Genomic DNA, 21,299 nt, shown 5'->3' on the forward strand with positions numbered 1-21,299 from the left:
GCTGACCGTCACGGAACTCGGGGCTGGTTTCAGCCCCGGCCTACCGCCGCAGTGTTCGATCGGCGAGTGGCGGCACCGATCCGAGCCCACTGTGCGTGAGCCACCACCCAACCTTGATCAGAGGCCGCGGGTCCCAGCATTCCCCGGGAGGGCCGGCCCGTGGACAAGATCACGCCGCCGGACCCGGCCGACGCGGCGCTCGTGACGACAGCCTGACGGTTCCTGGGCCCCACCAACATCGGTCGGCTGCTTCTGCGGTCGAGCAGCCAAACCCCATCGGCCTTGTGACTCTTCATGTTGTGGCCTCGCCTCGGCAGCATCCAGCTCGAGGCTGCAATCAGAAGCCCGGCGGACGGTTGCATCGGCCCGCACGACTGCGTCATGGCCGCGCAAGCCCGAAGGGACCTGACGTGGGACTCTCGTTCCCGCGGCGAAGCCACCGCCACCCTTCAGACGCCTGAGGGATCCGCGTGATCCCTGCTTCGGCGGAGCGGCAGCTGGCTGCAGGCGATGAGGAGCAGCCCAGCGAACAGGAGGGCATTGCCGGCGAAGAAGCGGGTCTCCCAGGAAACGCGCGGCACGACTCGGAAGTAGAGGAGGCTCTGCAGAAGGACGGAGGCGCCCGTGAACACGGCACCGAATCCATGTAGTTGGGGCCTGGTGACGTGGCAGCGCGCCATGGGCGGGATCCACCCTTTCTGGAGGGTGACGATTCCCGACGCGATCGCCAGCAGCCCCAACAACGCGCCCGTTCCTACTACCCAAGCCATGGTGTCGATCCGATCCAACAGCAAGAGACCGGAACGCGAGTGACGCCCGGCCCGAAGACGTCCACATCCTCGCTGGCCTCGGTGTCGCCTGACTACGCCGGAGCCCGGACATCTTTGGCCCTTCGCTGCCATCCCTACCCAGGAGCCCAAGGTCTCACGTCGTCCAGTGCCCGCCGCGTCAGGTACGTGTGCACCGCGGTGAACGGCGTATCCTCGGCGACCCGCGGCCCGCTCCAGGTCGGCCTCCACGGGCTCGCGGGTGGCGAGCTCTTCCAACAGCTCGGTGACCGAGGACCAGCGTGACCGCTCCCCCAGGCCGCCGTTGACTGATCATGACTCCTCGACCTGTACGCACCGTCGTGCGTCGCGCCGTGCCCTTGATCCTTGCTACGGCCGCCGTGCTGACCCCGCCGTTGCTCCTCCCCCGCCCGGGCGTGGCGGCGGCCGCGAGCGTGGCGCCGACGAGCAGGCCCGCGTCGGCCGGATCGTCCGACGCCGCGCGGACGGGGTCGGCAGCCGACCCCCGCTCGCGAGGGCAGCTGGCCCCAGCCTCGCCACCCTCACCTACACCCGAGCCGACCGCGCGACCCCGGCCACCCAAGACGCTCCTCGGCGCGGAGGTCCGGCGCATCCCCACCACCCACCGAGTGGTCGCCCTCACCTTCAACGCCGCCTGGGACGACTCCGGGATCGACACAGCCCTGGCCGAGCTGCGCCGGCGTGCGGTTCCCGCCACGTTCTTCCTGACAGGGCGGTTCGCCGAGCGTCATCCCGGCGCGGCGCGGACGATCGCGGCCGAGCACGGCGTCGGCAACCACTCCTACGGTCACCCCCGGTTCGACGACTTGACGAGTCGTCAGGTGTCCGGGGAGGTACTGCGGGCCGACCGGGCGATCCGGCGGGCGAGCGGCGCGGAGCCGCTGCCGTTCTTCAGGTTCCCGTACAGCGCCACCACGCCTCGGGGCATCTCCGACGTCAACGCGCTCGGGTACGCCGACATCGAGTTCACCGTCGACACCAACGGTTACCTCGGCACGGCGCGCGGGATGACGGTCCAGAAGGTCGTCGACCGGGTCCTGGACGGGCTGTCACCGGGCGAGATCGTGCAGATGCACGTCGGTACGTCCGACGGCCGCGGAGCACCCCTGGACGTGCAGGCCCTCCCCCGGATCATCGACGCCGTCCAGTCCCGCGGCTACCGGGTCACCGACCTCAGGAGCCTGCTGCACTCCTGACGCCGGCGACGGACTTCAGGCACTCGTGGCGTACAACTCCCGCAAGGGCTGGGCGGAGTCCGCTCCGGAGTGGCCGAAGGGGGCGTCGAAGCTCCACACCATGAACAGCAGCAGGACCACCAGGGCGCTGAAGGTGGTCGCCAGCAGCAGTTCCCGCGGCGAGTGGCGGATCTGGAGGGTGTAGAGCAGGCCGAGGGTGACGGCTCCCCCGGCGAGGAGGCCGAACCAGACCACGCCGGGAAGGGTGGTGCCGGCGCTGTCGAGGCGCTGGTGCCGGGCGTCGTCGGCGGCGGCCACCTGGTCCAGCAGGGGCTGGTAGGCCTGCGCCTGGAGTTCGTCGGCGGGCGTGTGGCGGGCGATGTCGGCCCGGATGCGGCTCATCAGCCGGGCGCCCTCGGCTCCGGGCTCCTCGTCGTTCTGGATGGCCGGCCACTCCGCCGTGACGGCGTGGCGAGCGTAGGTGTCGATGTGGTCGCCCACCCGGCTGCGGAAGGCGGCGGGGTAGACGTCCAGGCGCTGGTCGATCTCGTAGAGGGCCTGGGCCTCGCGCTGGACGGTGTCCTCGGCGGCGCTGCGGGCCTCCCAGACGCCGGCGATGGCCAGGCCCAGGACGATGGCGTAGACGACGCCCACCATCATCACCATGTATTCCAGGACGTCGGGTGTCTGCGTCGTGTCCTCGTCGGCGAGGCGGCGGTGGCGCATCACGGTGACCGAGACGACCAGGGCGCAGACCACGACGGAGGCCAGGGTGTAGATCAACCATTCCGGCACGGGAGAACTCCAGGACTACGGGTGAGGGGGTGGAGGGCGGTCAGCCGCGGCTGCGGCGCCGGGAACCGGGGCGCAGGGCGGCGGCGGCCAGGACGGCCGGTGTGGTGACGGCGGTCGTGGTCATGACCGTCGACATGCCTACGGGGACAGGGCGCCGTGTTCCGCCGGTGTAGTGGCGGCGCGGCACCCAGTGGAAGGGGGCCGCTCCCGGCGGGGCCGGTCTGGCCGGCCGGACGCGCTGGACCGGCGGTGGCGCGGGGGCGGGCGCAGGTGTCTCCGGCGCGGTGGCGCCGGGTGCGGCCGCTGGAATCGGTGAGCGGTGGCGTACCGGTGGTTCCGGAGCGGCGGGCCGCGGGGGCAGCTCTTTCGGTGGCGCGGTGTGTGCCGGAGGCGGGGAGGGGGGTGGGGTCGGCGGCGTCACGGGGTCGGCCGGTGGACCGGCTCCGATCTCGACCCACGCGTCCGGGGCGCAGACCACGATATGGCCGTGCCCGGCGGTGTGGTCGATGTCGACGGCGGCGGCCGTGCCGGTGACACCGGGCAGCGGACACAAGGCGGCGACTCCGAGACCCACAGTGACCCACCCGCTCACCTGGACGCACCTCTGTTCCGTGCGGAAGACGCTCCGTAGGTCGGTAGCGCGCTACTAGAACGACGAGGTGGAACGTGCGGTAACGGCGATGCCGATCTTCGCCGTCGAACGGGTGGGGGCTCGCGGGCGACTGTCCTCCCCAGGCCCGGCCCCGGATTATCACCTCGCCCAGCGCCCGCCCCGCACGTAGGGTCGTTCGGCGCCGAGGGCGATGGAGGGCGAGCGTGGTGCGGGAGGTCGGGGACCGGTGAGCGGACGGCGTTATGTCGCGCGGGGTGTGCCGGGCGGTTACCGCATCTGGGACAACCGGGGACGCCGGTGGTGGGGCGATCACTACGAGCTCTGCCCGGACGACCTCCTGACGGAACTCAACGGGCGGGCGGACAACGAGCGGATCACCGCGCTCCTCAAGCGGTACCGGGCACAGAAGCGGTAGACGCTTCTGCCCGCGCCCGCGCCCGCGTCACGGCCGGGCGGCTCCCCGTTCCGCCTCTCGGAGCCTGTGCGGCCGGGGAGTTGGGGCGGAAGGCGAGCGCGCGAAAATCGCAGGTCCGAGTTGATGTTGCCATGTCATCATGACGGCGTTCCGGGTCCCGATCGGGGGAGAGAGACCATGACCGCCGTCGACGCCTACGACAGGCCGCCCTACCGTCCTGCCGTGGCGGCGCGGCCCGAACGGCCAGGCGCCTGGGTACTCGACGTCTTCCTCCCCTGGCGACTGGCCCGGCGCGTCTACGGGCCCTTCCGCGTGTTCCGGTTCTCGGCGGCCGACGTCGTGGGGCTGGCCGGGCCCGGCGTCGTGCCGGGGCGGTACGGACAGCCGGTCGCCACGACGGTGGCCGGACAGGCCGCCGATCCGCTCATCGAACGGCTGCTGCTGCCACGCGCGTTGATGGGCCTCGGCGCCCTCATGATCCTGATCCGGCTGGTGACCGGGACAGGCGGGAACGACCTGTTCGAAGAGGCGTTCGGCGACAGTCTCCTGATGCTCGCCACCGGACCGGTGTCGCTGCTCCTGGCCTGCGGTCCGCTCGTCGCCCTGGCCCGCCCCGGCACCCGGCGGACCGTCGTCCGGCTGGTCACCAGGCCCCTGGTGACCGCGCTGATCACCGCTGCGTTCTGCGGCCTCTTCGTGTACTGGGCCAGTCACGGCGGAGCCAACTACAACCCGCGGTCCACGACCACGCTGTTCCTCACGCTGGTGTTCGGTCCCTGGCTGGTGGTGTTCTTCGGCTCCGTGCTCTACCTGATCCAGCGCAACGCGTTCGCCGTGGGCGGCCATCCCCTCGTACGGCCACTCACCAGCGTCCCGCTCGTCTGGCTCACCGCCGTGGGTCACGCCCTGCTCATCGACTACGTCTTCACCTTCACCGATCCGACCCGGGCCTACTACGTGGCCCTGTTCGCCGGTCCTGTCGGGGTCACCGTCACGGCGGTGATCGAGATCGTCCTGCTGCGACGCCGTCACGGTGTGGGTTTCCGGGGGCCGCTGCCGGGCTGGACGCCACCGCCGCCGAGGATCACCTCGCTCCCCGCGGATCTGATCGAGCGTCTGCGGACCGACATGATGCGCGGCCACGCCTCGCTCTGGCCCCACTTCACCGACCGGAACGGTGTCGTGTGGGCGGCCACGCCCGCGACACGGGCCCGGCAGACGGTCATGTGGCCGTACGTCCCCGTCTTCACGGAACGGCTGCGGCCCATGCTGCGCTCGGAGGCCGAGGCAGTCGCCGGACCGCTGACCCCGCGCTGAGCAGGCCCGGACGGCAGTGCCCGGCGCACCCTCGTCCCGAGCACGTCAGCGACGCCCGGCGCGTTCGCGTACGTGCTCGTCCCGGTGGCCGGACAGGCTGAGGAGCTCGACGGGTCGCAGGCCGGTGCTGCCGAACCAGTGCGGCATCCGCGTGTCGAAGTGCGCCGTCTCTCCCGAGGCGAGCACGAGGTCTTCGGAGCCCAGGACGAGACGCAGCCGTCCGGAGAGGACGTGCAGCCACACGTGCCCCGCGTGGACGCGCAGGTCCGGCTCGTTCAGGGTCATCGGGATGATCACCTTCCAGGCCGCCGGGGCGCCGGGCCGGCTGGTCAGCGGGAGTGCCGTACGGCGGCCGACCCGGCGTGGGTCGAGCGCCGTCAGCGGCTCGGCGGGCTCACGCGTGCCGACCAGTTCGTCGAGTGGCACCCGGTGGAACCGGGCGAGGGGAAGCAGGAGTTCCAGGTCGGGGCGGCGTCCGCCGGTCTCCAGGCGCGACAGCGTGCTTCGGGAGATGCCGGTGCCCTCGGCCAGCCCGGCCAGCGTCATGCCCCGCCGGACACGCAGGCGTCTGAGCCGGGGTCCGAGCGCGGCCAGGAGGGCGTCGGCGGGCGGGTGTTCCACGTGGCGATTGCACCGCGCCGTTCGCGGGAACAGCAACCTCTTCCCGGAAACGGCAACAAATCAGGTCGGCGGGCCCGCCCGGATCGCAGTCTGGCGCCATGACAGCAACCGCATACGCCGTCCTGACGGCGTTCGCCGCACTCGGTACGGCCCTTCTGTCGGCGCCGACCCGTCACCTGGCGGCGACGGAGCGCCCGTACGCCCGTGCCCTACCCGGCCCCCTCTTCCGCGAGGTCCAGCAGGCGCCGAATCCGTTCCCCGGCGGGCGGAGTCAGCCCGATGACGCGACCTCCGTCGCCGCCGAACCCGCAGCGGACGAGCGGGCCACCGCCGAGCCATGGGCCGAACACCGCGCCTTCTCACCGGAGATCGAGCGGCAGGTCACCGAAGCAGTCCTCGGCGACCGCCGGCACGGCCTGTGAACACCCACCCCTTCTCCCCCACGTCTCCCTTCACCCAGTGAGGACCGACCGACATGACCGAGTACTCCGCCACCCGTCCCGCCCCGCGCGTCGGGCCACCGCCCAGACATCACATGGCCCTGATGATCTGGCTGGCCGTCTTCCCCACCCTCACCGTGCTCCAACTGGTGCTGCGCGGCCTGCTCGACGGGGCACCGATGGTCCTGCGCACGCTGGTGCTGGCCACCATCGCCGTCCCCATCGTCATCTACGGCCTCATGCCACCGCTGCAGAGGCTGCGCACACGCCTCATCGGCCGTCGGAGCGGGGCGTGACTGCGCCCGGGACCGCGCGGAGGTCGTTCCACTGACCCGGGTCGGGCCCGCCGGAGCGGCGGGCCCGGACCTCGCGGCGGGAGGGGCGACCGACGATCTTTTTGCACGACGGGTTTCGGTCACGACTCTGTTGCGTGGCCGGATCCGGTGCGATGCTGAGCCGGCGGTGATCCTCGCACTGCGAGACGGAAACCGCCTGGTCTCGTCCGTGCGCAGTCGTACGGACGGGCCCGCGCCGTCCCTCCCGCGCCCTCCCCACGGGAGGGCCGACGCGTGTCCGCGCCACGACCGGAAATGCCCCTTCCCGCGCGAGACGCGGAAGGCCCCGTCGTCTCGGCCGGACGCCGGGCTCACCTGCGTCCTAGTCGGACAGAGCCAGGCGGGCGGTGATGCGTTTGCCCACGGGCTCCCGCTCGACCTCGAAGCCCAGGGCGACGGCCATGACGATCTCCAGGCCGTGCTGTCCGATCCGGCCCGGGTCGGTTTCCTTGGCGACGGGGAGCAGCGGATCGCTGTCCCACACGGTCACCTCCACCGCGTCCCCGGTGATGCGCAGTTCGAGCAGCACGGGTCCGGGCGCGTACTTGCGGGCGTTGGTGACCAGCTCGCTCACCACGAGCTGCGTGAGGTCCATCGCCCGCGCCGACACGAGCAGGCCGTGCTCGGCCTGGACCCGGGTCAGGAAACCCGCCGCCAGATGCCGGGCCTCGGCGATGCAGGCACCGCCGCCCTCGAGCGCGACGACGGTCTTCATCGGATCGGAAGCCGGCACCCCGTCGCCGCCTTCCTCACCGCCGGAAACTGACTGCACCAATTCCACCTTCGTTCCCCCGTTCACGCGCGCGCCTACCCCGCCCTCGGCCGCTCATGCGTCCCGGGCTTCCGATCGCTCGCCGGGAGGCATTTCCGGGCACCGGCGGGGCAGCCTCTTCCCACACGCCGTCGCTCATGGGGCCGACCAGCAAGTGCGAACGAGGGACCGGTGACAGACGCTCACGAAGCAGCGCGGCCCGGCCGGTTGTCGATCGGCACCACCGCCTTCGACGACGTCCGGGTCGTCGCCCTGCACGGGGAGATCGACCACAGCATCCGTGACCACCTCCGCCGGGCCCTGCTCACCCACGACTCCGAAGCGCCCTTGCGCATCGTGGTCGACCTCAGCGGGGTGACGTTCATGGACTCCACCGGCGTCAACGTACTGATCGCCGCTCATCGCGCCGCCGTCGGGGCCGGGGGCTGGATCCGGCTGGCCGCCCCGCAGGAGTCGGTGCTGCGCGTCATACGCATCGTCGGGCTCGACGCCGTCATCCCCTGCTATCCCGCACTCCGCCTGGCCGTCGGGGGGTGACGGCGTGGCACGGGGGTCTTCCGGCGCCCAAGCCCGCGCCGGCACCCTTTCTACCCGGCCGGTCCGGTTCTGTCCGGTCCGGTCCGGTCCGGTTAGAAGAGGTGTTCCTGCTCGGCGGTCGCGGACCGGCGGCGCGCGCGGGGGCCGGTCCGCCGGGCCGGGGTCTCGTTGCCGAACAGCGGTTCGGTGCCGTACTCGTCGGGCTCGGCCGGTACGGCGGTGGGCCCCGTGCCGACGCTCAGGCGCAGCGGGGCGTCCCGGTCGAAGTCTCCCGGCGTCATAGCCGTCCAGTCGCGGTCCTGACGCTGTTCACTCACCGGCACTCCTCTGTTCCCGCCAACCGTGCGCGATCCGGGCGCCGTCCGCCCCCGTCGCACTCCCAGCGCTGGACGGCCCCCGGCCACCCTCCGAGGGACTCACCGCCTTCACCCTTCCCGGATACCCTCGCTCCGCACCGCCCGCACCCAGCAATGATCAACGCTTCCACGCGGCCCGCACCCGCCGCAACCACTCGACGCGGCCGGCCGGCGGGTCAGGGGCCGCCGGCCGGACCGGAGCACCGTCAGCGCTGTGACGTGACCACCGGCGGTGCGTGGGTGGCGGGTGCCGGTGCGGGGCGGCGGCCGGGGACGAACAGCGCTGCCAGCGCTCCGGCGAGCGACAGCGCGCCGCTGACGGCGATCGCCGCCGTGAACCCGTCGGTGAAGGCGGCGGTGTCCGCGTAGCCGCCGGCCTTGCTGAACACCAGCGCCAGGACGGCCACTCCGAAGACCCCGCCCAGTTGACGGCCGGTGTTGAACACCCCGGAGGCCTTGCCGATCTGCTCCGGCTGGACGGCGTTCAGTACGGCGGTCTGGGCGGCCGGCATCGCCATGCTCACGCCCGTCCCGGCGACGAGCATCGGGGCGATGAGCTGCTCGTACGGCACGGAGGGGGTGCAGACGAGCGCGAGCCATCCCATCCCGGCCGCCTGGAGTGCCAGCCCGAGTGCGGCCGGTGGACGCGCGCCGATCCGCTGCGTCAGCCTGCCCGCCAGCGGTGCCACGACCGTGACCGCCCCGGTCCACGCCAGCAGATGCAGTCCGGCGCCGAGCGGCGTGTCCCCGCGGCCGGTCTGGAAGTACTGCGCCGTGAAGAACAGGGATCCGTACAACGAGGCGTAGAGGAACACCCCGGCGGCGTTGCCCGCGGCGAAGCCGGGGAGCCGGAACAGCGCCAGGGGCACCATCGGGTGCCGGGCGGCCCGCTGCCAGGCCACGAAGGCGACCGCGCAGAGCACGCCCGCGGCCAGCGCTCCGGTCACCTCGGCGCTCGCCCACCCCGCGCCGTGCGAGCGGACGAGCCCCCACACCAGCCCGAGCGCGGCACCGGTGACCAGCACCAGACCGCCCGTGTCCACCGCCGCCGCCCCGCCCCGGCTCTCCGGGACCCGCCGAAGCACGAGCGGGACGACGGCCAGGCCGATGGGCAGGTTGAGCCAGAAGATCCACTGCCAGGCGAGTCCCTGGGTGACCGCGCCGCCCACGACCGGCCCCGCGACCACCGCGAGCCCGGTCAGCCCGGCGAAGAGACCCAGGGCCTTCGGCCGCTCCGGCGGCGGGTAGGCGGCACTGAGCAGGGCCATCGCCAGCGGCATGACCAGGGCGGCACCGGCGCCCTGCACCGCGCGTGCCGCGATCAGCCAGCCCACGCCCGGTGCGAGCGCGCAGGCGACCGAGGCCGCCGTGAAGAGTGCCAGTCCCGTCATGAAGACCAGCCGCCGCCCGAAGCGATCGCCAAGCACCGCGCCGGTCATCAGCAGGACCGCGAAGCTCAGGCTGTAGGCGTTCACCGTCCATTCGAGTTGCTCGATCGAGGTGCCGAGATCCAGCCGGATCCGGCTCAGTGCCGTGGTCACCACGGTGGCGTCGAGCGCCACCATCACCGAGGCCGCGGAAGTGAGCCCCAGTACCCATTTTCTGTTCATGCCCGTACCGACCCGCGGCGCCGCCGGGATCGGCCGGGCCGCACCCGATGAATTCGGGCGGCCCCGGGTGTCTGTACAAGAAAAGGAGGAGTGCAGGGTGACCTCGACAGACCAGCCGCACGACGAGTTCGTCCGACTGACCGGGCCGTTCCGGCGGGAACTGCTGACCCACTGCTACCGCATGCTGGGCTCGGCGCAGGACGCGGAGGACCTGGTGCAGGAGACATATCTGCGGGCCTGGCGGTCGTACGAGGACTTCCAGGGGCGTGCGTCGCTGCGTACCTGGCTCTACCGGATCGCCACCAACGCCTGCCTCAACGCGCTGCGCCACGGCAGCCGCCGGGTGCTGCCCGCCGGTCTCGGCGGCCCGGCCACCGACCCGACGGCGCTGGATCCGCGCAGACCGGAGATCCCGTGGCTGGAGCCCCTTCCCGACGAGCTGGCCGATCCGGCGGCCGTCGTGGCCGGGCGCACCGGACTGCGGCTGGCCCTGATCGCCGCCCTGCAGCATCTGCCGGCGCGGCAGCGCACGGTGCTGATCCTGCGGGACGTGCTCTCCTGGTCCGCCGAGGAGACCGCCGAGGTCCTCGCGATCACCCCGGCGGCGGTGCACAGCGCCCTCCAGCGCGCCCGGGCCCGCCTCGACCGGCTGGAGCCGGCCATCGACGAGATCACCGAGCCTCCCGAGCGGGACCGGCGCGAACTGCTCGACCGTTACGTCGACGCCTTCGAGCGCGCCGACGTCGCGGCACTGACCCGGCTGCTGACCGAGGACGCGGTCTGGCAGATGCCGCCCAACCCGTCCTGGTTCTCCGGCCGTGACAGCGTGGCCGCGCTGCTCGCCGCCAAACTGCGCGGCAAAGATGCCCGGTTGGTGCCGGTGCGGGCCAACGGGCAGCCCGGGTTCGCCGTCTACCACTCCGGGGACGCCTTCTCCGTCCAGGTCCTCACCCTGCGCGGTCCGGCCGTCGCCGCCGTCACCGCCTTCCACGACCCCGCGCACGTACGGCGGTTCGGCCTGCCCACCCGCATCTGAACTGCGTGTCTGGCTTCTTGAGGTGGCCGATCCCGAACCGCACCGATTTTTCCTCGGTGTTGTAGGTTTCGTCGTGGGGGGTCCGCTCATCCGGTGCGGGTGCCCGAAACGGCCGTATCGCGGAGGAGAACAGCGTGGGAGTTTCCCTGTCCAAAGGTGGCAACGTCTCGCTCAGCAAGGAGGCGCCCGGTCTGACCGCGGTCCTCGTGGGCCTGGGCTGGGACGTACGGACCACCACGGGAGCAGACTTTGACCTCGACGCCTCCGCGCTGCTGGTGGACGCCTCGGGCAAGGTCCTCTCCGACCAGCACTTCGTCTTCTACAACAACCTGAAGAGCCCCGACGGTTCGGTCGAGCACACCGGTGACAACCTCACCGGTGAGGGCGAGGGTGACGACGAGTCCATCAAGGTGAACCTCGCCGCCGTACCCGCCGACGTCGACAAGATCGTGTTCCCGGTCTCGATCCACGACGCGGACAGCCGCGGCCAGAGCTTCGGCCAGATCCGCAACGCGTTCATCCGCGTCGTGAACCAGGCGGGCGGTCAGGAACTCGCGCGCTACGACCTGTCCGAGGACGCCTCCACCGAGACCGCGATGGTCTTCGGGGAGCTGTACCGGCACGGCTCCGACTGGAAGTTCCGCGCGGTCGGGCAGGGTTATGCGTCCGGTCTGTCCGGCATCGCCTCCGACTTCGGTGTCAACGTCTGACCAGGCTCTCGTTCGTCACCGCCGCCCGCCGTCCCGTTTCCCGGGGCCGGGCGGCGGTCTCGTTTCCCGGGGAGCCGACGAGACCGGGCCCGTGGGACGGGAGCCGGGCCGCCCCACGGGTGTGGTTTCGTCAGCCGCCGACGTGGATGCCGGGACGGCGGTCGGGCTCCGGCTCGTTGCTGCGGATGATCTCGCGGGTGACGGGAGCGGTGTCGCCGCGGCCGAGCAGGAAGTAACGGAACATGTGGATCAGCGGACTTCCCTCCGCCCACGCGAAGTAGCAGTGCGGAAGAACGCCGGTGGCGTTGCGCAGCGCCAGCAGGATCGCCGCGATGGCGTTGGGTGCCGCCGGGGCCTCGGCGCGCAGGACCCGGTAGCCGTCGACCTCCACACCGCGTACGGAGAGGGTCTCGCTGAAGTCGGACGGGTCCACCACGTCGATCTCCAGGAACAGCACGTCGGCCGGGCCGGGCACCGGGTTGTTGCCCCGCTGCTCACGCTCCTTGTGGGCGTACTCGGCGCTGGCGCCGGTCTCCCGCCGGTTGGCGATGATGTTGATGGAGTTGTCGTGGGCGAGCGTGTCGTCGATGAAGCGGCGCGCCTCGGCGTCGAACACGATCCGGTCGGCCCGCAGTTCGGTGGTGCGCGAGACCCGGGACACGAGTGAGACGACGATGATGCCGGCGATGAACGCCCCCGAGATGGCGATGCCGTCGGGCTTGTCGATGATGTTGGCGATCAGGGCGTAGAGCAGGACCGCGGTGAGCAGGCCGAAGCCGATGCCGTGCACACGCTTGCCGCCGCGGACGACGGAGACCGTGACGGCGAACGCTCCGGAGACCATCATGGCCAGGATGCCGGTGGCGTAGGCCCCGGCCTGCGCGTCGACGTCGGCGTCGAAGGCGATGGTGATGGCGACGCACAGGATGGTGTAGACGATGACGACGGGGCGTACCGCGCGTCCCCACTCGGGGGCCATGCCGTAGTCCGGGAGGTACCTGGGCACGATGTTGATGAGTCCGGCCATCGCGGACGCCCCGGCGAACCACAGGATCAGGATGGTGCTGATGTCGTAGGCGGTGCCGAAGGCCTCGCCGACCTTCTCGTGCGCGAGCCAGGCCAGTGCGCGGCCGTTGGCCTCGCCACCGGACTCGAACTCCTTGTGCGGGATGAGGACGGTGGTCACGAAGCTCGCGGCCAGCAGGTACACGCTCATGATGAGGGCGGCGGTCGTGAGCAGGCGGCGCGTGTTGCGGATCCGGGAACGGAGCTGCTGCTCGGGGTCGCTGCCCTTCGCGGCGACCAGGGGCATCATGCTGACGCCGGTCTCGAATCCGGACAGACCGAGGACGAGCAGCGGGAAAGCGAGCAGGGCCGGTTCGGCCAGGTCGCCGAAGCCGCCCCCGGTGTCGCCGAGGGCGTCCGTCCATGCCGAGAGGGCGCCGGACGTGGTGAAGACGTCCACCAGGCCGACGCCGACCACGACCGCGTTGAGCGCCAGGAAGACGCCCACCAGCGGGATGGCCACCTTGACCGCCTCGCTGAACCCGAGGAGGAACACCCCGCCGAGGAGCAAGAGCAGGGTCACGGTGAGGCCGACCTCGTGGCCGTGCAGGGCGTGCGGGAAGAACGGGTTCTCCACCACGTGCACGGAAGCGTCCGCCGTGGACAGGGTGATCGTGATGATCCACGAGGTGGCCACGAACCCGAGCAGGACCAGCACGAAGAGCTTGCCCCACCAGAACGGCAGCAGGTCCTCCAGCATCGCCACCGAGCCGGCTCCGTGCGGGCTCTCTCGGGCCACGCGCCGGTACATCGGCAGCATGCCGACCAGGGTCAGGGCGACGATGAGCAGGGTCGCCAGCGGTGACACCGCTCCCGCCGCGAGCGCGGCGATCGCCGGGACGTAGGCCAGGCTGGAGAAGTAGTCGACACCGGTCAGGCACATCACCTTCCACCAGGACTGCGGCTTGGTGTGTCCCTCCCCCGCCGCGGGCCCCACTGGCTGCACCCGGTGGCGGAGCAGCCACCTCGCCAGTCCACCGGTGGGCTGCTCCCGCAGGGCGGGACTCTCCACCTCTTCCGGCATGGCCGGCTCGTTCGCTGCCTTCATGTCCCCGATCGATCCTTCCGATTGCTGCCGTCCGGCGCACCCGTCGCGGTGGCCGGCACGGGCAGACGATCATCGAGTATGCGACCTGCCGAAGTCGTCGCCCGCACCGGGGCGGTCGCCGCCCCGCCGTGCCGGCCGCACCCCTTCTTCCCGCTCGTCCGGCTCTCACCCGGGCGGGCCCGCGACGCCCGGTGCGCAGGCTCGCGCCCGGGCGGCGGGTCGGCCGTGGCGGGACGGCGATCGCATCGTCGGCGGCGAACGGTGACGGGGTCAGGAGCGGGTGACATGAGCGCGCTCGGGACGGCCGCGGTCCCCGGCGACCCGGCCGGGATGACGGCGTACGGACTCGTCCCGCCGTGTACCCGAAGCGCCGGATGGCGAGGGCGGCCGGACGCGGCGCGGGAGGCTGCGGGCGGACGCCGCGGGTGAGGCGTGCGGTCATGCCGTCGGGCCGGTCCCGCCCACGGCGATCTCCGTCCAGACCGTCTTGTCCGTGTCCGAGTACCGCACGCCCCAGCTCTCCGTGACGCTCGCGCAGATGTGCAGTCCTCGTCCGCCCTCCTCGTTCGCCTTGGCGTGCCGCAGGTACGGGGCGGTCAGCGCGGCGTCGCTCACCTCGCAGATCAGGCTGTCCTCACCCCTGAGCAGGCGCAGGGTGATCGGCGCCTCCCCGTAGCGGACGGCATTGGTGACGAGTTCGCTGACGACCAGCTGCACGGAGAACGGGTCGACGTCCACGCCCCACTCCTCCAGTCGCTGTTCGACGTCCCGGCGGGTCTGCCGCACCGCCGAGGGCTCGGCCGGTACGTGCCATTCCGCGAGTTCGTCGGCAGGCAGGTGGCGGGTGCGCGCGATGAGCACCACCGCGTCCTCCGCGACGATCTTCTCCACCTCGTCGGCCATGGACCGGGGGCTCTGACCGGGGTGCGCGAGGGCTTCGACCAGCCGCTCCGTCGACGCGACCCCGCGGGAGGAGAGCGGCTGCGAGGCCACGCAGAGGGTGCTTCCGGCGGGAAGGACCTCCGACCCGCAGGGGAACGGCGGTCCCTCGGCGCCGAGGAGCGGCCCGGCCGGCACCGGTGCGGGGTCCACGGAACCGTCCGGGCGGACGAGGCACAGCAGCGACATCCCCGCACGTGCGATGTCGAGCCGCCCGGCCACCGGGTCGTGGACGGCGAACGCACAGCTCGCGGTCGGCGCGTCGGCGACGGAGGCTTCCCCCTGCTCGGCGGCCAGCCTGAGGGTCGTGGCGTGCAGGCGGGCGAGCAGCTCGTGGGGTTCGAGGTCGAGGCCGGCGAGGCTGTGCACGGCGGTCCGCAGCTGGCTCATCGTCGCCACGCCGCTGATGCCTGGCTGCTGGACCTGTCCGACGACCAGGGCGACCCGCGCGCCGGACAGCGGGATCACGTCGCACCAGGCCCCCGCTCCGCCGCCGTCGGCGCGGTGTCCCTGGGCGATCTCGACGGCGCGGTGGGTCGCGGCCTCCTGCCGTTGCGGCCTGCCCTGCAGCGCCGTCATGACGATGTGCTCGCGGGTGAAGCGCAGCGCGTTCTCCAGGCAGGTCGCCGTACGGGCGGCGATGCCGTCGGCGAGGGTCAGGTCGTCCGGCTCGAACGGCTCCGCACCCGCGGCCCTGCGGAAGGCGACGACACCGAAGATCTGGCCGCGTGCCGTGAGCGGTACGACGAGGGACACCTGCCCGGACAGGCCGTCGCCGTCACTCGCGTCCGGGGACGGCGACGGCACCAGGGCGGGCTTGGCGGGCAGCTCGCCGCCGAAGAGGCCCGGAAGCAGGATCGCGCCGGGCTCGGGCGGCTGCCAATGGGCGCCCGCGACGGCTGCGCAGCGCAGCAGCGGGGAGATCTCCCTCGGCAGCGTCTCCGGCGCTTTGCCGCGCAGGACCGAGTCGGTGAGCGCCACCAGGATCCCGTCGGCGAACGCGGGCACGGTCACGTCGACCAGTTCCTGGGCGGTGTGCAGCACGTCCAGACTGCGGCCGATCGTCTCGTGCGCGGTGCGCAGGAGCCGCAGGCGGGCCTGGGCGCGCTCGCGCTCGGTGACGTCCACGGCGGTGGCCACCACGCCGAGCGGACGGCCCGTCCTGTCCTGGAGGCGGAAGGCCGAGGTCGAGAAGACGTGCTCGCGGCCCGGGTCCACACGCGGGTACGCACGCACCAGCACGTCACGGCTCGGGCGCCCCGTCTCCAGCACCTCGCGCACGGTGCTCTCCACGACGTCGTCGCTCAGCCCCGCGTAGGCCTCGGTGACGGACCGCCCCACGATGCTGTCCTCGGGCACGCCGCGCATGCCGACGGCCACGGTGTTGACGCGGACGACCCGCAGGTCCGTGTCGAGCACGTGCAGGCCCACCGCCGACTGCGTGAAGACCGCGTCGAGTACGGCGTCGTCCAGTCCGTCGGGTTCGGCCGGTCCGGCGGGCCACACCCCCCATTCCTGTCCCGCGGAGTCGCCGGGTACCCGGCGGACGTACCAGCCGTCGCCCCGGTCGCCTGGGGACGGCGCCACGTCGTCCGGCTCCGCGGACAGCACCTGCAGGGCGGGTGTACCCACCGCGTCCTCGGCCGGCCGGCCGAGAAGTCGCCGGGCCCACTCGCTCCAGCTCAGCACCCTCGCCCGTCCGTCCATGACGAACAGAGGCGCCTGTGGTCGCGGCATGGGGCACCTGCCTGTGCTCACGAGGTTCGCGGACAGTCGTAACGACTCTCGCACCTCCCCCAGGGGCCCGCCACCGCCAGGGCCGCCGCGGCCACCTCACGCGACACGGCCGTCACGGTGCGTCACGCGTTGCGGCTGGACATCATGCCGCAAACGGTGAGACGAGAGTGACAGCTCCGCGGAATCGGTCGGTTCCACGCCACGATGGTGTGATCATGGTGGGTATGACCACTGACAACGTGTTCTTCGACATCGAGATCGGCAATGAGCCGGCCGGCCGCATCGTCTTCAAGCTGTACGACGACGTCGTGCCCGAGACCGCTCGCAACTTCCGGGAGCTCGCCACCGGCGAGCACGGCTTCGGCTACGAGGGCTCGCGGTTCCACCGCATCATCCCCGAGTTCATGCTCCAGGGCGGTGACTTCACCCGGGGTGACGGCACGGGCGGCAAGAGCATCTACGGCGAGAAGTTCAAGGACGAGAACTTCCAGCTCAAGCACACCAAGCCGGGCCTGCTGAGCATGGCCAACGCCGGCCCGAACACCAACGGCTCGCAGTTCTTCATCACCACCATCGTCACCAGCTGGCTCGACGGCAAGCACGTCGTGTTCGGCGAGGTCGTCGAGGGCTTCGACCTCGTGAAGAAGATCGAGGCGCAGGGCTCCTCCAGCGGCACCCCCAAGACGTCCGTCAAGATCGTCAAGTCCGGGACTGTCTGAGTCCCCCTCCGGCCCCCTTCCCCGACGGGGGCCGACCGGGCTCGCCTCCGAGCCCGCGCAGTCCGCGCAAGCCGCCCCCTGCCGGTCGTCACGACCGGCGGGGGGCGCGCTGCGTCACGGGTAAGGCCGAGCCGCCCGGCAGTTGACGACCCGTCAGCCGCCGGAGGTCCCGCCGTCCCTGCGGCACCCGAGAAGGGCGTGTCGGCGGTACCCATAAGGTGACCCCCATGTCTGCCACGCTGAGTTCCACGAAATCGCGCGCCGCGCTGCGCAACACGGCACGGGTCTCCGTCGATCTGCTGCTGGTCCTCGTGCTGGCCGCGGTGGCCCTCTGGCTGCTGGGCCGCATGTGGTCGGTCGTCTGGCCCCTCATAGTGGGCCTCTTCATCACGACCCTGACCTGGCCGCTGGCCCGGTTCCTGCGCGGCCGCGGGTGGCGCCCCGCCCTGGCGGCCTCGGTCGTGACCGTGCTGTTCCTCCTCGTCACCGCCGGGATCGTCGCGCTCATCGCGGTGCCGGTGGCGTCCCAGTCCGGCGAACTCACCGACGGGGTCGTGGACGGCATCCACAAGCTGCGGGAGTGGGCGGCCGGGCCGCCGCTGAACATCGGCGACGACCAGATCAGCGGGGCCTCCGACGCCGCCGCCGACCGGATCAGGAACAGCGCGGGCAGCTGGGTCACCGCCGTCTTCACCGGGGTGAACACCGTGATCGACGGTGTCGTCACCGCCGTGCTGGCCGTCTTCCTGATGTTCTTCTTCCTCAAGGACGGCCCGCGGTTCCTGCCGTGGCTGACCCGTCAGCTGCCCGGCCGTCTGGCGACCGACATCCCGACCGTGGCCGAGCGCGGCTGGGACACGCTCGGCGCGTTCGTGCGCTCCCAGGCATTCGTGGGCCTGCTCGACGCCGTCTTCATCGGCATCGGGCTGTGGGTGCTGGGAGTGCCGCTGGTGCTTCCGCTGGCCGTGCTGACCTTCGTGTCCGCGTTCGTGCCGATCGTGGGCGCCCTGTTCGCGGGCTTCGTGGCCGTGCTCATCGCGCTGGTGTCGAACGGCCTGACGGACGCCCTCCTCGTGCTGGCGATCATCATCGTGGTGCAGCAGCTCGAAGGGAACGTGTTCCAGCCGATCATCCAGAGCCGCGGCCTCGGCCTGCACGCGGCGGTGGTCCTGCTCGCGGTCACGCTGGGCGGCAGCCTGGCCGGCATCGTGGGCAGCCTGCTGGCAGTCCCGGTCGCCGCGCTGATCGCCGTCGTCTGGAACTACGTACGCGAACAGCTCAGCGATCCGCCGCAGGAACCGGAGGCGGACGACTCGCTCGACGGTGCCGCCGTCCCGTCGTAGGACCGCCCCGCCCGGCCGGACGCCGGGTCAGAGGGCCGGACGCAGGCAGTGCAGGAAGAGATGCGGTTCGGGGGCGGCGTCCGGGTGAGCGGGGGTGAACATCGCGCTCTCCTCCGCCAGCACCTCCAGACCGGCCCCCTTCACCATCGCGGTGAAGTCCGCGGCCGAGTAGCTCGTCACCCGCACGGGCTGCCCCATGAAGACGGCGTCGACGCCCTCGACGTCCACGGGCACGGTGGCGAGCACCAGGTCCCCGCCGGGCCTCACCGTCCGCGCCAGCCGCGCCACCAGGGCCGACTGCTCCTCGCGGGACAGCTGGAGCAACGAGAAGTACACGCAGACCGCGTCGAACGAGCCTTCCTCCAGGGGGACTTCACGGATGTCCGCGCAGCGGAAGGCGGCTTCGGGCACCTGGCGGGCGGCGAGTTCGACCATGACCGGCGAGACGTCGACGCCGAGCACGTCGTGGCCCGCCGCGGCGAGCGTCGAGGCGGTGGGCCGCCCCGTGCCGCTCCCCACGTCGAGCACTCTGCTGCCGGGGCGCAGCCGGGCGAGCAGCCCCTCCAGTGACCGCCGGTGCGGCTCCGATCCGGCGAACGCCTTCTCGTAGTCGGCCCCCAGCGCGTCGAACACCACGGCCGCCTCCGGCTCCCGCTGCGCGTCGCTCACTCTTCGCCCCCCGGTCGTCATGTGCTGGCGTCGTGCATCCTCGCACTCACGGTGGCGGGCCCACAACGGAGCGTCGAGCCCCCGACCCTCGCGCCGTTCACCTGGAGCGCGGGGACGAGACCCCGGGACTGCTGGTCCCGGACAGTTCAGAGGGAACACTTGAAGACATCTTCATACGTTCCGTTATGGTGGAGGCTTCCGTCCCTGTCCCCGCACGACCCACGAGGTGTCCTCCGATGGCTTCTGCGCTGGTCGACGACCGGCCGTCCCCGGTCTCCGGCCGCCCGGCACCCCCTCGGCCCCGCCGCACCCGCCTGTCGGCGCTTCCCGAGGTCCGGTGGGCGGCGCTGTCCCTGGTGGCCTTCCTGTCGGCGTTCCCGCTAGATCTCGCGGGCGCGCCCGCCTGGACCTGGGGCCCGCTCTACGCCCTCTGCTACGCGGCGGGCGGCTGGGAGCCCGGCCGGGCGGGCGTCCAGGCGTTGCGCGAGCGCAGTCTCGACGTCGACCTGCTGATGGTGGTGGCCGCTCTGGGCGCCGCGGCCATCGGGCAGTTCCTCGACGGCGGACTGCTGATCGTGATCTTCGCGGTGTCCGGCGCGCTGGAGGCCCTGGCGACCCGGCGTACCGAGGACTCCGTGCGCGGGCTCCTCGACCTGGCCCCCGCCACGGCGGTGCGGCTGACCCCGGAGGGCGGCGAGGAGAGCGTCGAGGCGTCCGCCCTGCGGACCGGCGACACCGTGCTCGTACGGCCCGGTGAGCGGCTGCCCGCGGACGGGACCGTGCTGGAGGGGGCCAGTGACGTGGACCAGGCCACCATCACGGGTGAGCCCCTCCCGGTGCCCAGGACGGTCGGGGACGGAGTGTTCGCCGGGACGCTGAACGGCACCGGGGCACTGCGCGTGCGCGTGACCGAGGACCCCTCCCGGTCGGTCATCGCGCGGATCGTCGCCATGGTCGAGGAGGCGAGCGCCACCAAGGCGCCGACCCAGCTGTTCATCGAGAGGATCGAGCAGCGCTACTCGGTCGGCGTGGTGGTCGCGACGCTCGCCCTGTTCGCCGTGCCGACCGCCTTCGGCGCCGACGTCACCGAGACCCTGCTGCGGGCGATGACGTTCATGATCGTGGCCTCGCCCTGTGCGGTGGTGCTGGCCACCATGCCCCCGCTGCTGTCCGCGATCGCCAACTCCGGACGGCACGGCGTCCTCGTCAAGTCGGCCGTGGTGATGGAGCGGTTGGGGAGCGTGACCCGGGTCGCCCTGGACAAGACCGGCACGCTCACCGAAGGCGCCCCCGAGGTCGTCGAGGTACGGGCACTGCCCGGTGCGGGCATGGACGCGCGGCGGGCGCTCGCCCTCGCCGCCGGCGCCGAACACCCCAGCGAGCACCCGCTCGCCCGCGCGGTGGTCGCCGCCGCCGGCGAGGCCGGTGTGCGCCCGGCGCCGGCGGAGGACTTCTCGGCGGAGCCGGGCCGGGGCGTGCGGGCCGTGGTCGAGGGCCACGAGGTGCGGGTCGGCAGCCCGGCCCACCTGCCCGACGCCGACGCCACGGCCCGGGCGGCCGTGGCGGAGGCGGAGGCCGAGGGGCGAACGGCAGTCGTCGTCCTGGTCGACGGCACGCCGGTCGCGGTCCTCGGCGTGAGCGACCGGCTGCGTCCGGGCGCGGCGGACGCCGTCGCCGCGCTCGGCCGTCTCACCGGCTCGGCCCCGGCACTGCTCACGGGCGACAACGCGCGGGCCGCGAGCCGCCTGGCGAGCGAGGCCGGGATCACCGACGTACGGTCCGCGCTGCTGCCCCAGGACAAGGTGGCGGCCGTACGGGAATGGGGGCGGGCCGGCGAGCGGGTCCTGGTCGTCGGCGACGGGGTGAACGACGCTCCCGCGCTGGCCGCCGCGCACTGCGGCATCGCCATGGGCCGGGCGGGGTTCGGACCTGGCCCTGGAGAGCGCGGACGCCGTCGTCGTGCGTGACGAACTGGCCACCGTGCCCGCCGTCGTCGCCCTCTCGCGCCGGGCCCGGCGACTGGTGGTGCAGAACCTCGTCATCGCCTCCGTGTGCATCGGGGCCCTGGTGGTGTGGGACCTGGCCGGGCATCTCCCTTTGCCCTTGGGCGTGGCCGGTCACGAGGGTTCCACCGTGCTCGTCGGGCTCAACGGGCTGCGGCTGCTGCGGTCTTCCGCGTGGCGGTCGTCGGCGGCCGGCTGACCGGGGCTGCACCGGAAAAACAGGTGGCACCTCGTC

At 72.2% G+C, this 21,299-nt stretch carries 19 protein-coding genes and 1 pseudogene; 11 read left to right on the forward strand and 9 right to left on the reverse strand.

From position 1 onward, the window contains the following. Window positions 1–449: 449 nt before the first annotated feature. Window positions 450–770 (reverse strand): hypothetical protein, encoded by a 321-nt coding sequence (locus ACZ4VA_RS06400; RefSeq protein ID WP_468080103.1) that lies wholly within the window; start codon window positions 768–770, stop codon window positions 450–452. 647 nt (window positions 771–1,417) lie between these two features. On the opposite strand from ACZ4VA_RS06400, the gene ACZ4VA_RS06405 reads away from it, so the two are divergent. After that, window positions 1,418–2,005, forward strand: a complete 588-nt coding sequence (locus ACZ4VA_RS06405) for a polysaccharide deacetylase family protein (RefSeq protein WP_468080105.1) — start codon at window positions 1,418–1,420, stop codon at window positions 2,003–2,005. A gap of 15 nt (window positions 2,006–2,020) precedes the next feature. Here the strand turns inward: ACZ4VA_RS06405 and ACZ4VA_RS06410 are convergent, their stop codons facing one another. Continuing rightward, complete coding sequence (locus tag ACZ4VA_RS06410; RefSeq protein ID WP_356172223.1) at window positions 2,021–2,779, reverse strand: bestrophin-like domain; 759 nt, start codon at window positions 2,777–2,779, stop codon at window positions 2,021–2,023. A gap of 839 nt (window positions 2,780–3,618) precedes the next feature. Between ACZ4VA_RS06410 and ACZ4VA_RS06415 the strand changes: the two genes are divergently transcribed. Together ACZ4VA_RS06415 and ACZ4VA_RS06420 are read left to right on the forward strand one after the other, a co-directional pair. Beyond that, window positions 3,619–3,807 carry a hypothetical protein gene (locus ACZ4VA_RS06415; RefSeq protein WP_355787170.1) on the forward strand — a complete coding sequence of 63 codons (189 nt, stop codon included), beginning with the start codon at window positions 3,619–3,621 and terminating at the stop codon, window positions 3,805–3,807. Window positions 3,808–3,984: 177 nt separating this feature from the next. Beyond that, window positions 3,985–5,124: a hypothetical protein gene (locus ACZ4VA_RS06420; protein WP_356172226.1), complete on the forward strand. Its 1,140-nt coding sequence runs from the start codon at window positions 3,985–3,987 to the stop codon at window positions 5,122–5,124. A gap of 45 nt (window positions 5,125–5,169) precedes the next feature. On the opposite strand, the gene ACZ4VA_RS06425 is transcribed toward ACZ4VA_RS06420, so the two are convergent. Continuing rightward, complete coding sequence (locus ACZ4VA_RS06425) at window positions 5,170–5,745, reverse strand: helix-turn-helix domain-containing protein (RefSeq protein WP_356172229.1); 576 nt, start codon at window positions 5,743–5,745, stop codon at window positions 5,170–5,172. A gap of 98 nt (window positions 5,746–5,843) precedes the next feature. Between ACZ4VA_RS06425 and ACZ4VA_RS06430 the strand changes: the two genes are divergently transcribed. Both ACZ4VA_RS06430 and ACZ4VA_RS06435 read left to right on the forward strand, forming a co-directional pair. Then, window positions 5,844–6,167, forward strand: coding sequence for a hypothetical protein (locus ACZ4VA_RS06430; protein WP_355787179.1), 324 nt, complete (start codon window positions 5,844–5,846; stop codon window positions 6,165–6,167). Window positions 6,168–6,220: 53 nt separating this feature from the next. Continuing rightward, a complete protein-coding gene (locus ACZ4VA_RS06435) occupies window positions 6,221–6,481 on the forward strand; it encodes a putative antibiotic biosynthesis monooxygenase (protein WP_355787181.1) in 261 nt (86 codons plus the stop codon). A 361-nt stretch (window positions 6,482–6,842) separates the two neighbouring features. On the opposite strand, the gene ACZ4VA_RS06440 is transcribed toward ACZ4VA_RS06435, so the two are convergent. Next, complete coding sequence (locus tag ACZ4VA_RS06440; RefSeq protein ID WP_355787191.1) at window positions 6,843–7,235, reverse strand: ATP-binding protein; 393 nt, start codon at window positions 7,233–7,235, stop codon at window positions 6,843–6,845. A gap of 228 nt (window positions 7,236–7,463) precedes the next feature. Between ACZ4VA_RS06440 and ACZ4VA_RS06445 the strand changes: the two genes are divergently transcribed. Next, entirely contained in the window at window positions 7,464–7,829 is a 366-nt protein-coding gene (locus tag ACZ4VA_RS06445) for an STAS domain-containing protein (RefSeq protein WP_355787184.1), read from the forward strand. Between the two features lie 92 nt (window positions 7,830–7,921). Here the strand turns inward: ACZ4VA_RS06445 and ACZ4VA_RS06450 are convergent, their stop codons facing one another. After that, a complete protein-coding gene (locus ACZ4VA_RS06450; protein ID WP_356172352.1) occupies window positions 7,922–8,110 on the reverse strand; it encodes a hypothetical protein in 189 nt (62 codons plus the stop codon). A gap of 281 nt (window positions 8,111–8,391) precedes the next feature. Further along, window positions 8,392–9,795, reverse strand: coding sequence for a DHA2 family efflux MFS transporter permease subunit (locus tag ACZ4VA_RS06455; protein ID WP_388905192.1), 1,404 nt, complete (start codon window positions 9,793–9,795; stop codon window positions 8,392–8,394). On the opposite strand from ACZ4VA_RS06455, the gene ACZ4VA_RS06460 reads away from it, so the two are divergent. Then, a complete protein-coding gene (locus ACZ4VA_RS06460) occupies window positions 9,794–10,831 on the forward strand; it encodes a sigma-70 family RNA polymerase sigma factor (RefSeq protein ID WP_355793323.1) in 1,038 nt (345 codons plus the stop codon). The two genes, ACZ4VA_RS06455 and ACZ4VA_RS06460, sit on opposite strands and share 2 nt — an antisense overlap. 134 nt (window positions 10,832–10,965) lie before the next feature. Continuing rightward, the gene (locus tag ACZ4VA_RS06465) at window positions 10,966–11,541 is read left to right on the forward strand and encodes a TerD family protein (RefSeq protein ID WP_355793321.1); all 576 of its coding nucleotides are present in this window, start codon (window positions 10,966–10,968) and stop codon (window positions 11,539–11,541) included. A 130-nt stretch (window positions 11,542–11,671) separates the two neighbouring features. Here ACZ4VA_RS06465 and ACZ4VA_RS06470 read toward each other — a convergent pair whose 3' ends face one another. Both ACZ4VA_RS06470 and ACZ4VA_RS06475 read right to left on the reverse strand, forming a co-directional pair. Then, the gene (locus tag ACZ4VA_RS06470) at window positions 11,672–13,654 is read right to left on the reverse strand and encodes an APC family permease (RefSeq protein WP_356172240.1); all 1,983 of its coding nucleotides are present in this window, start codon (window positions 13,652–13,654) and stop codon (window positions 11,672–11,674) included. Between the two features lie 438 nt (window positions 13,655–14,092). After that, the gene (locus ACZ4VA_RS06475) at window positions 14,093–16,330 is read right to left on the reverse strand and encodes a SpoIIE family protein phosphatase (protein WP_468080111.1); all 2,238 of its coding nucleotides are present in this window, start codon (window positions 16,328–16,330) and stop codon (window positions 14,093–14,095) included. A 224-nt stretch (window positions 16,331–16,554) separates the two neighbouring features. Between ACZ4VA_RS06475 and ACZ4VA_RS06480 the strand changes: the two genes are divergently transcribed. Beyond that, window positions 16,555–17,049: a peptidylprolyl isomerase gene (locus ACZ4VA_RS06480; protein ID WP_356172246.1), complete on the forward strand. Its 495-nt coding sequence runs from the start codon at window positions 16,555–16,557 to the stop codon at window positions 17,047–17,049. A 227-nt stretch (window positions 17,050–17,276) separates the two neighbouring features. Then, window positions 17,277–18,392, forward strand: coding sequence for an AI-2E family transporter (locus tag ACZ4VA_RS06485; protein ID WP_468080113.1), 1,116 nt, complete (start codon window positions 17,277–17,279; stop codon window positions 18,390–18,392). Between the two features lie 27 nt (window positions 18,393–18,419). Here ACZ4VA_RS06485 and ACZ4VA_RS06490 read toward each other — a convergent pair whose 3' ends face one another. After that, entirely contained in the window at window positions 18,420–19,082 is a 663-nt protein-coding gene (locus ACZ4VA_RS06490) for a class I SAM-dependent methyltransferase (RefSeq protein WP_452922606.1), read from the reverse strand. A gap of 215 nt (window positions 19,083–19,297) precedes the next feature. On the opposite strand from ACZ4VA_RS06490, the pseudogene ACZ4VA_RS06495 reads away from it, so the two are divergent. Then, window positions 19,298–21,263, forward strand: a pseudogene (locus tag ACZ4VA_RS06495) (heavy metal translocating P-type ATPase). Window positions 21,264–21,299: the final 36 nt, after the last annotated feature.

The sequence above is a fragment of the Streptomyces sp. NPDC028308 genome, assembly GCF_055565855.1.

Excerpts from the sequence above, each read along its gene's own strand:
- ACZ4VA_RS06450 (WP_356172352.1), bottom strand. The coding sequence starts at position 8,110 with ATGACGCCGGGAGACTTCGACCGGGACGCCCCGCTGCGCCTGAGCGTC.
- ACZ4VA_RS06455 (WP_388905192.1), bottom strand. The coding sequence starts at position 9,795 with ATGAACAGAAAATGGGTACTGGGGCTCACTTCCGCGGCCTCGGTGATG.
- ACZ4VA_RS06435 (WP_355787181.1), top strand. The coding sequence starts at position 6,221 with ATGACCGAGTACTCCGCCACCCGTCCCGCCCCGCGCGTCGGGCCACCG.
- ACZ4VA_RS06475 (WP_468080111.1), bottom strand. The coding sequence starts at position 16,330 with ATGCCGCGACCACAGGCGCCTCTGTTCGTCATGGACGGACGGGCGAGG.
- ACZ4VA_RS06460 (WP_355793323.1), top strand. The coding sequence starts at position 9,794 with ATGCCCGTACCGACCCGCGGCGCCGCCGGGATCGGCCGGGCCGCACCC.
- ACZ4VA_RS06400 (WP_468080103.1), bottom strand. The coding sequence starts at position 770 with ATGGCTTGGGTAGTAGGAACGGGCGCGTTGTTGGGGCTGCTGGCGATC.
- ACZ4VA_RS06490 (WP_452922606.1), bottom strand. The coding sequence starts at position 19,082 with ATGACGACCGGGGGGCGAAGAGTGAGCGACGCGCAGCGGGAGCCGGAG.
- ACZ4VA_RS06480 (WP_356172246.1), top strand. The coding sequence starts at position 16,555 with ATGACCACTGACAACGTGTTCTTCGACATCGAGATCGGCAATGAGCCG.
- ACZ4VA_RS06420 (WP_356172226.1), top strand. The coding sequence starts at position 3,985 with ATGACCGCCGTCGACGCCTACGACAGGCCGCCCTACCGTCCTGCCGTG.
- ACZ4VA_RS06485 (WP_468080113.1), top strand. The coding sequence starts at position 17,277 with ATGTCTGCCACGCTGAGTTCCACGAAATCGCGCGCCGCGCTGCGCAAC.
- ACZ4VA_RS06440 (WP_355787191.1), bottom strand. The coding sequence starts at position 7,235 with ATGAAGACCGTCGTCGCGCTCGAGGGCGGCGGTGCCTGCATCGCCGAG.
- ACZ4VA_RS06470 (WP_356172240.1), bottom strand. The coding sequence starts at position 13,654 with ATGAAGGCAGCGAACGAGCCGGCCATGCCGGAAGAGGTGGAGAGTCCC.
- ACZ4VA_RS06430 (WP_355787179.1), top strand. The coding sequence starts at position 5,844 with ATGACAGCAACCGCATACGCCGTCCTGACGGCGTTCGCCGCACTCGGT.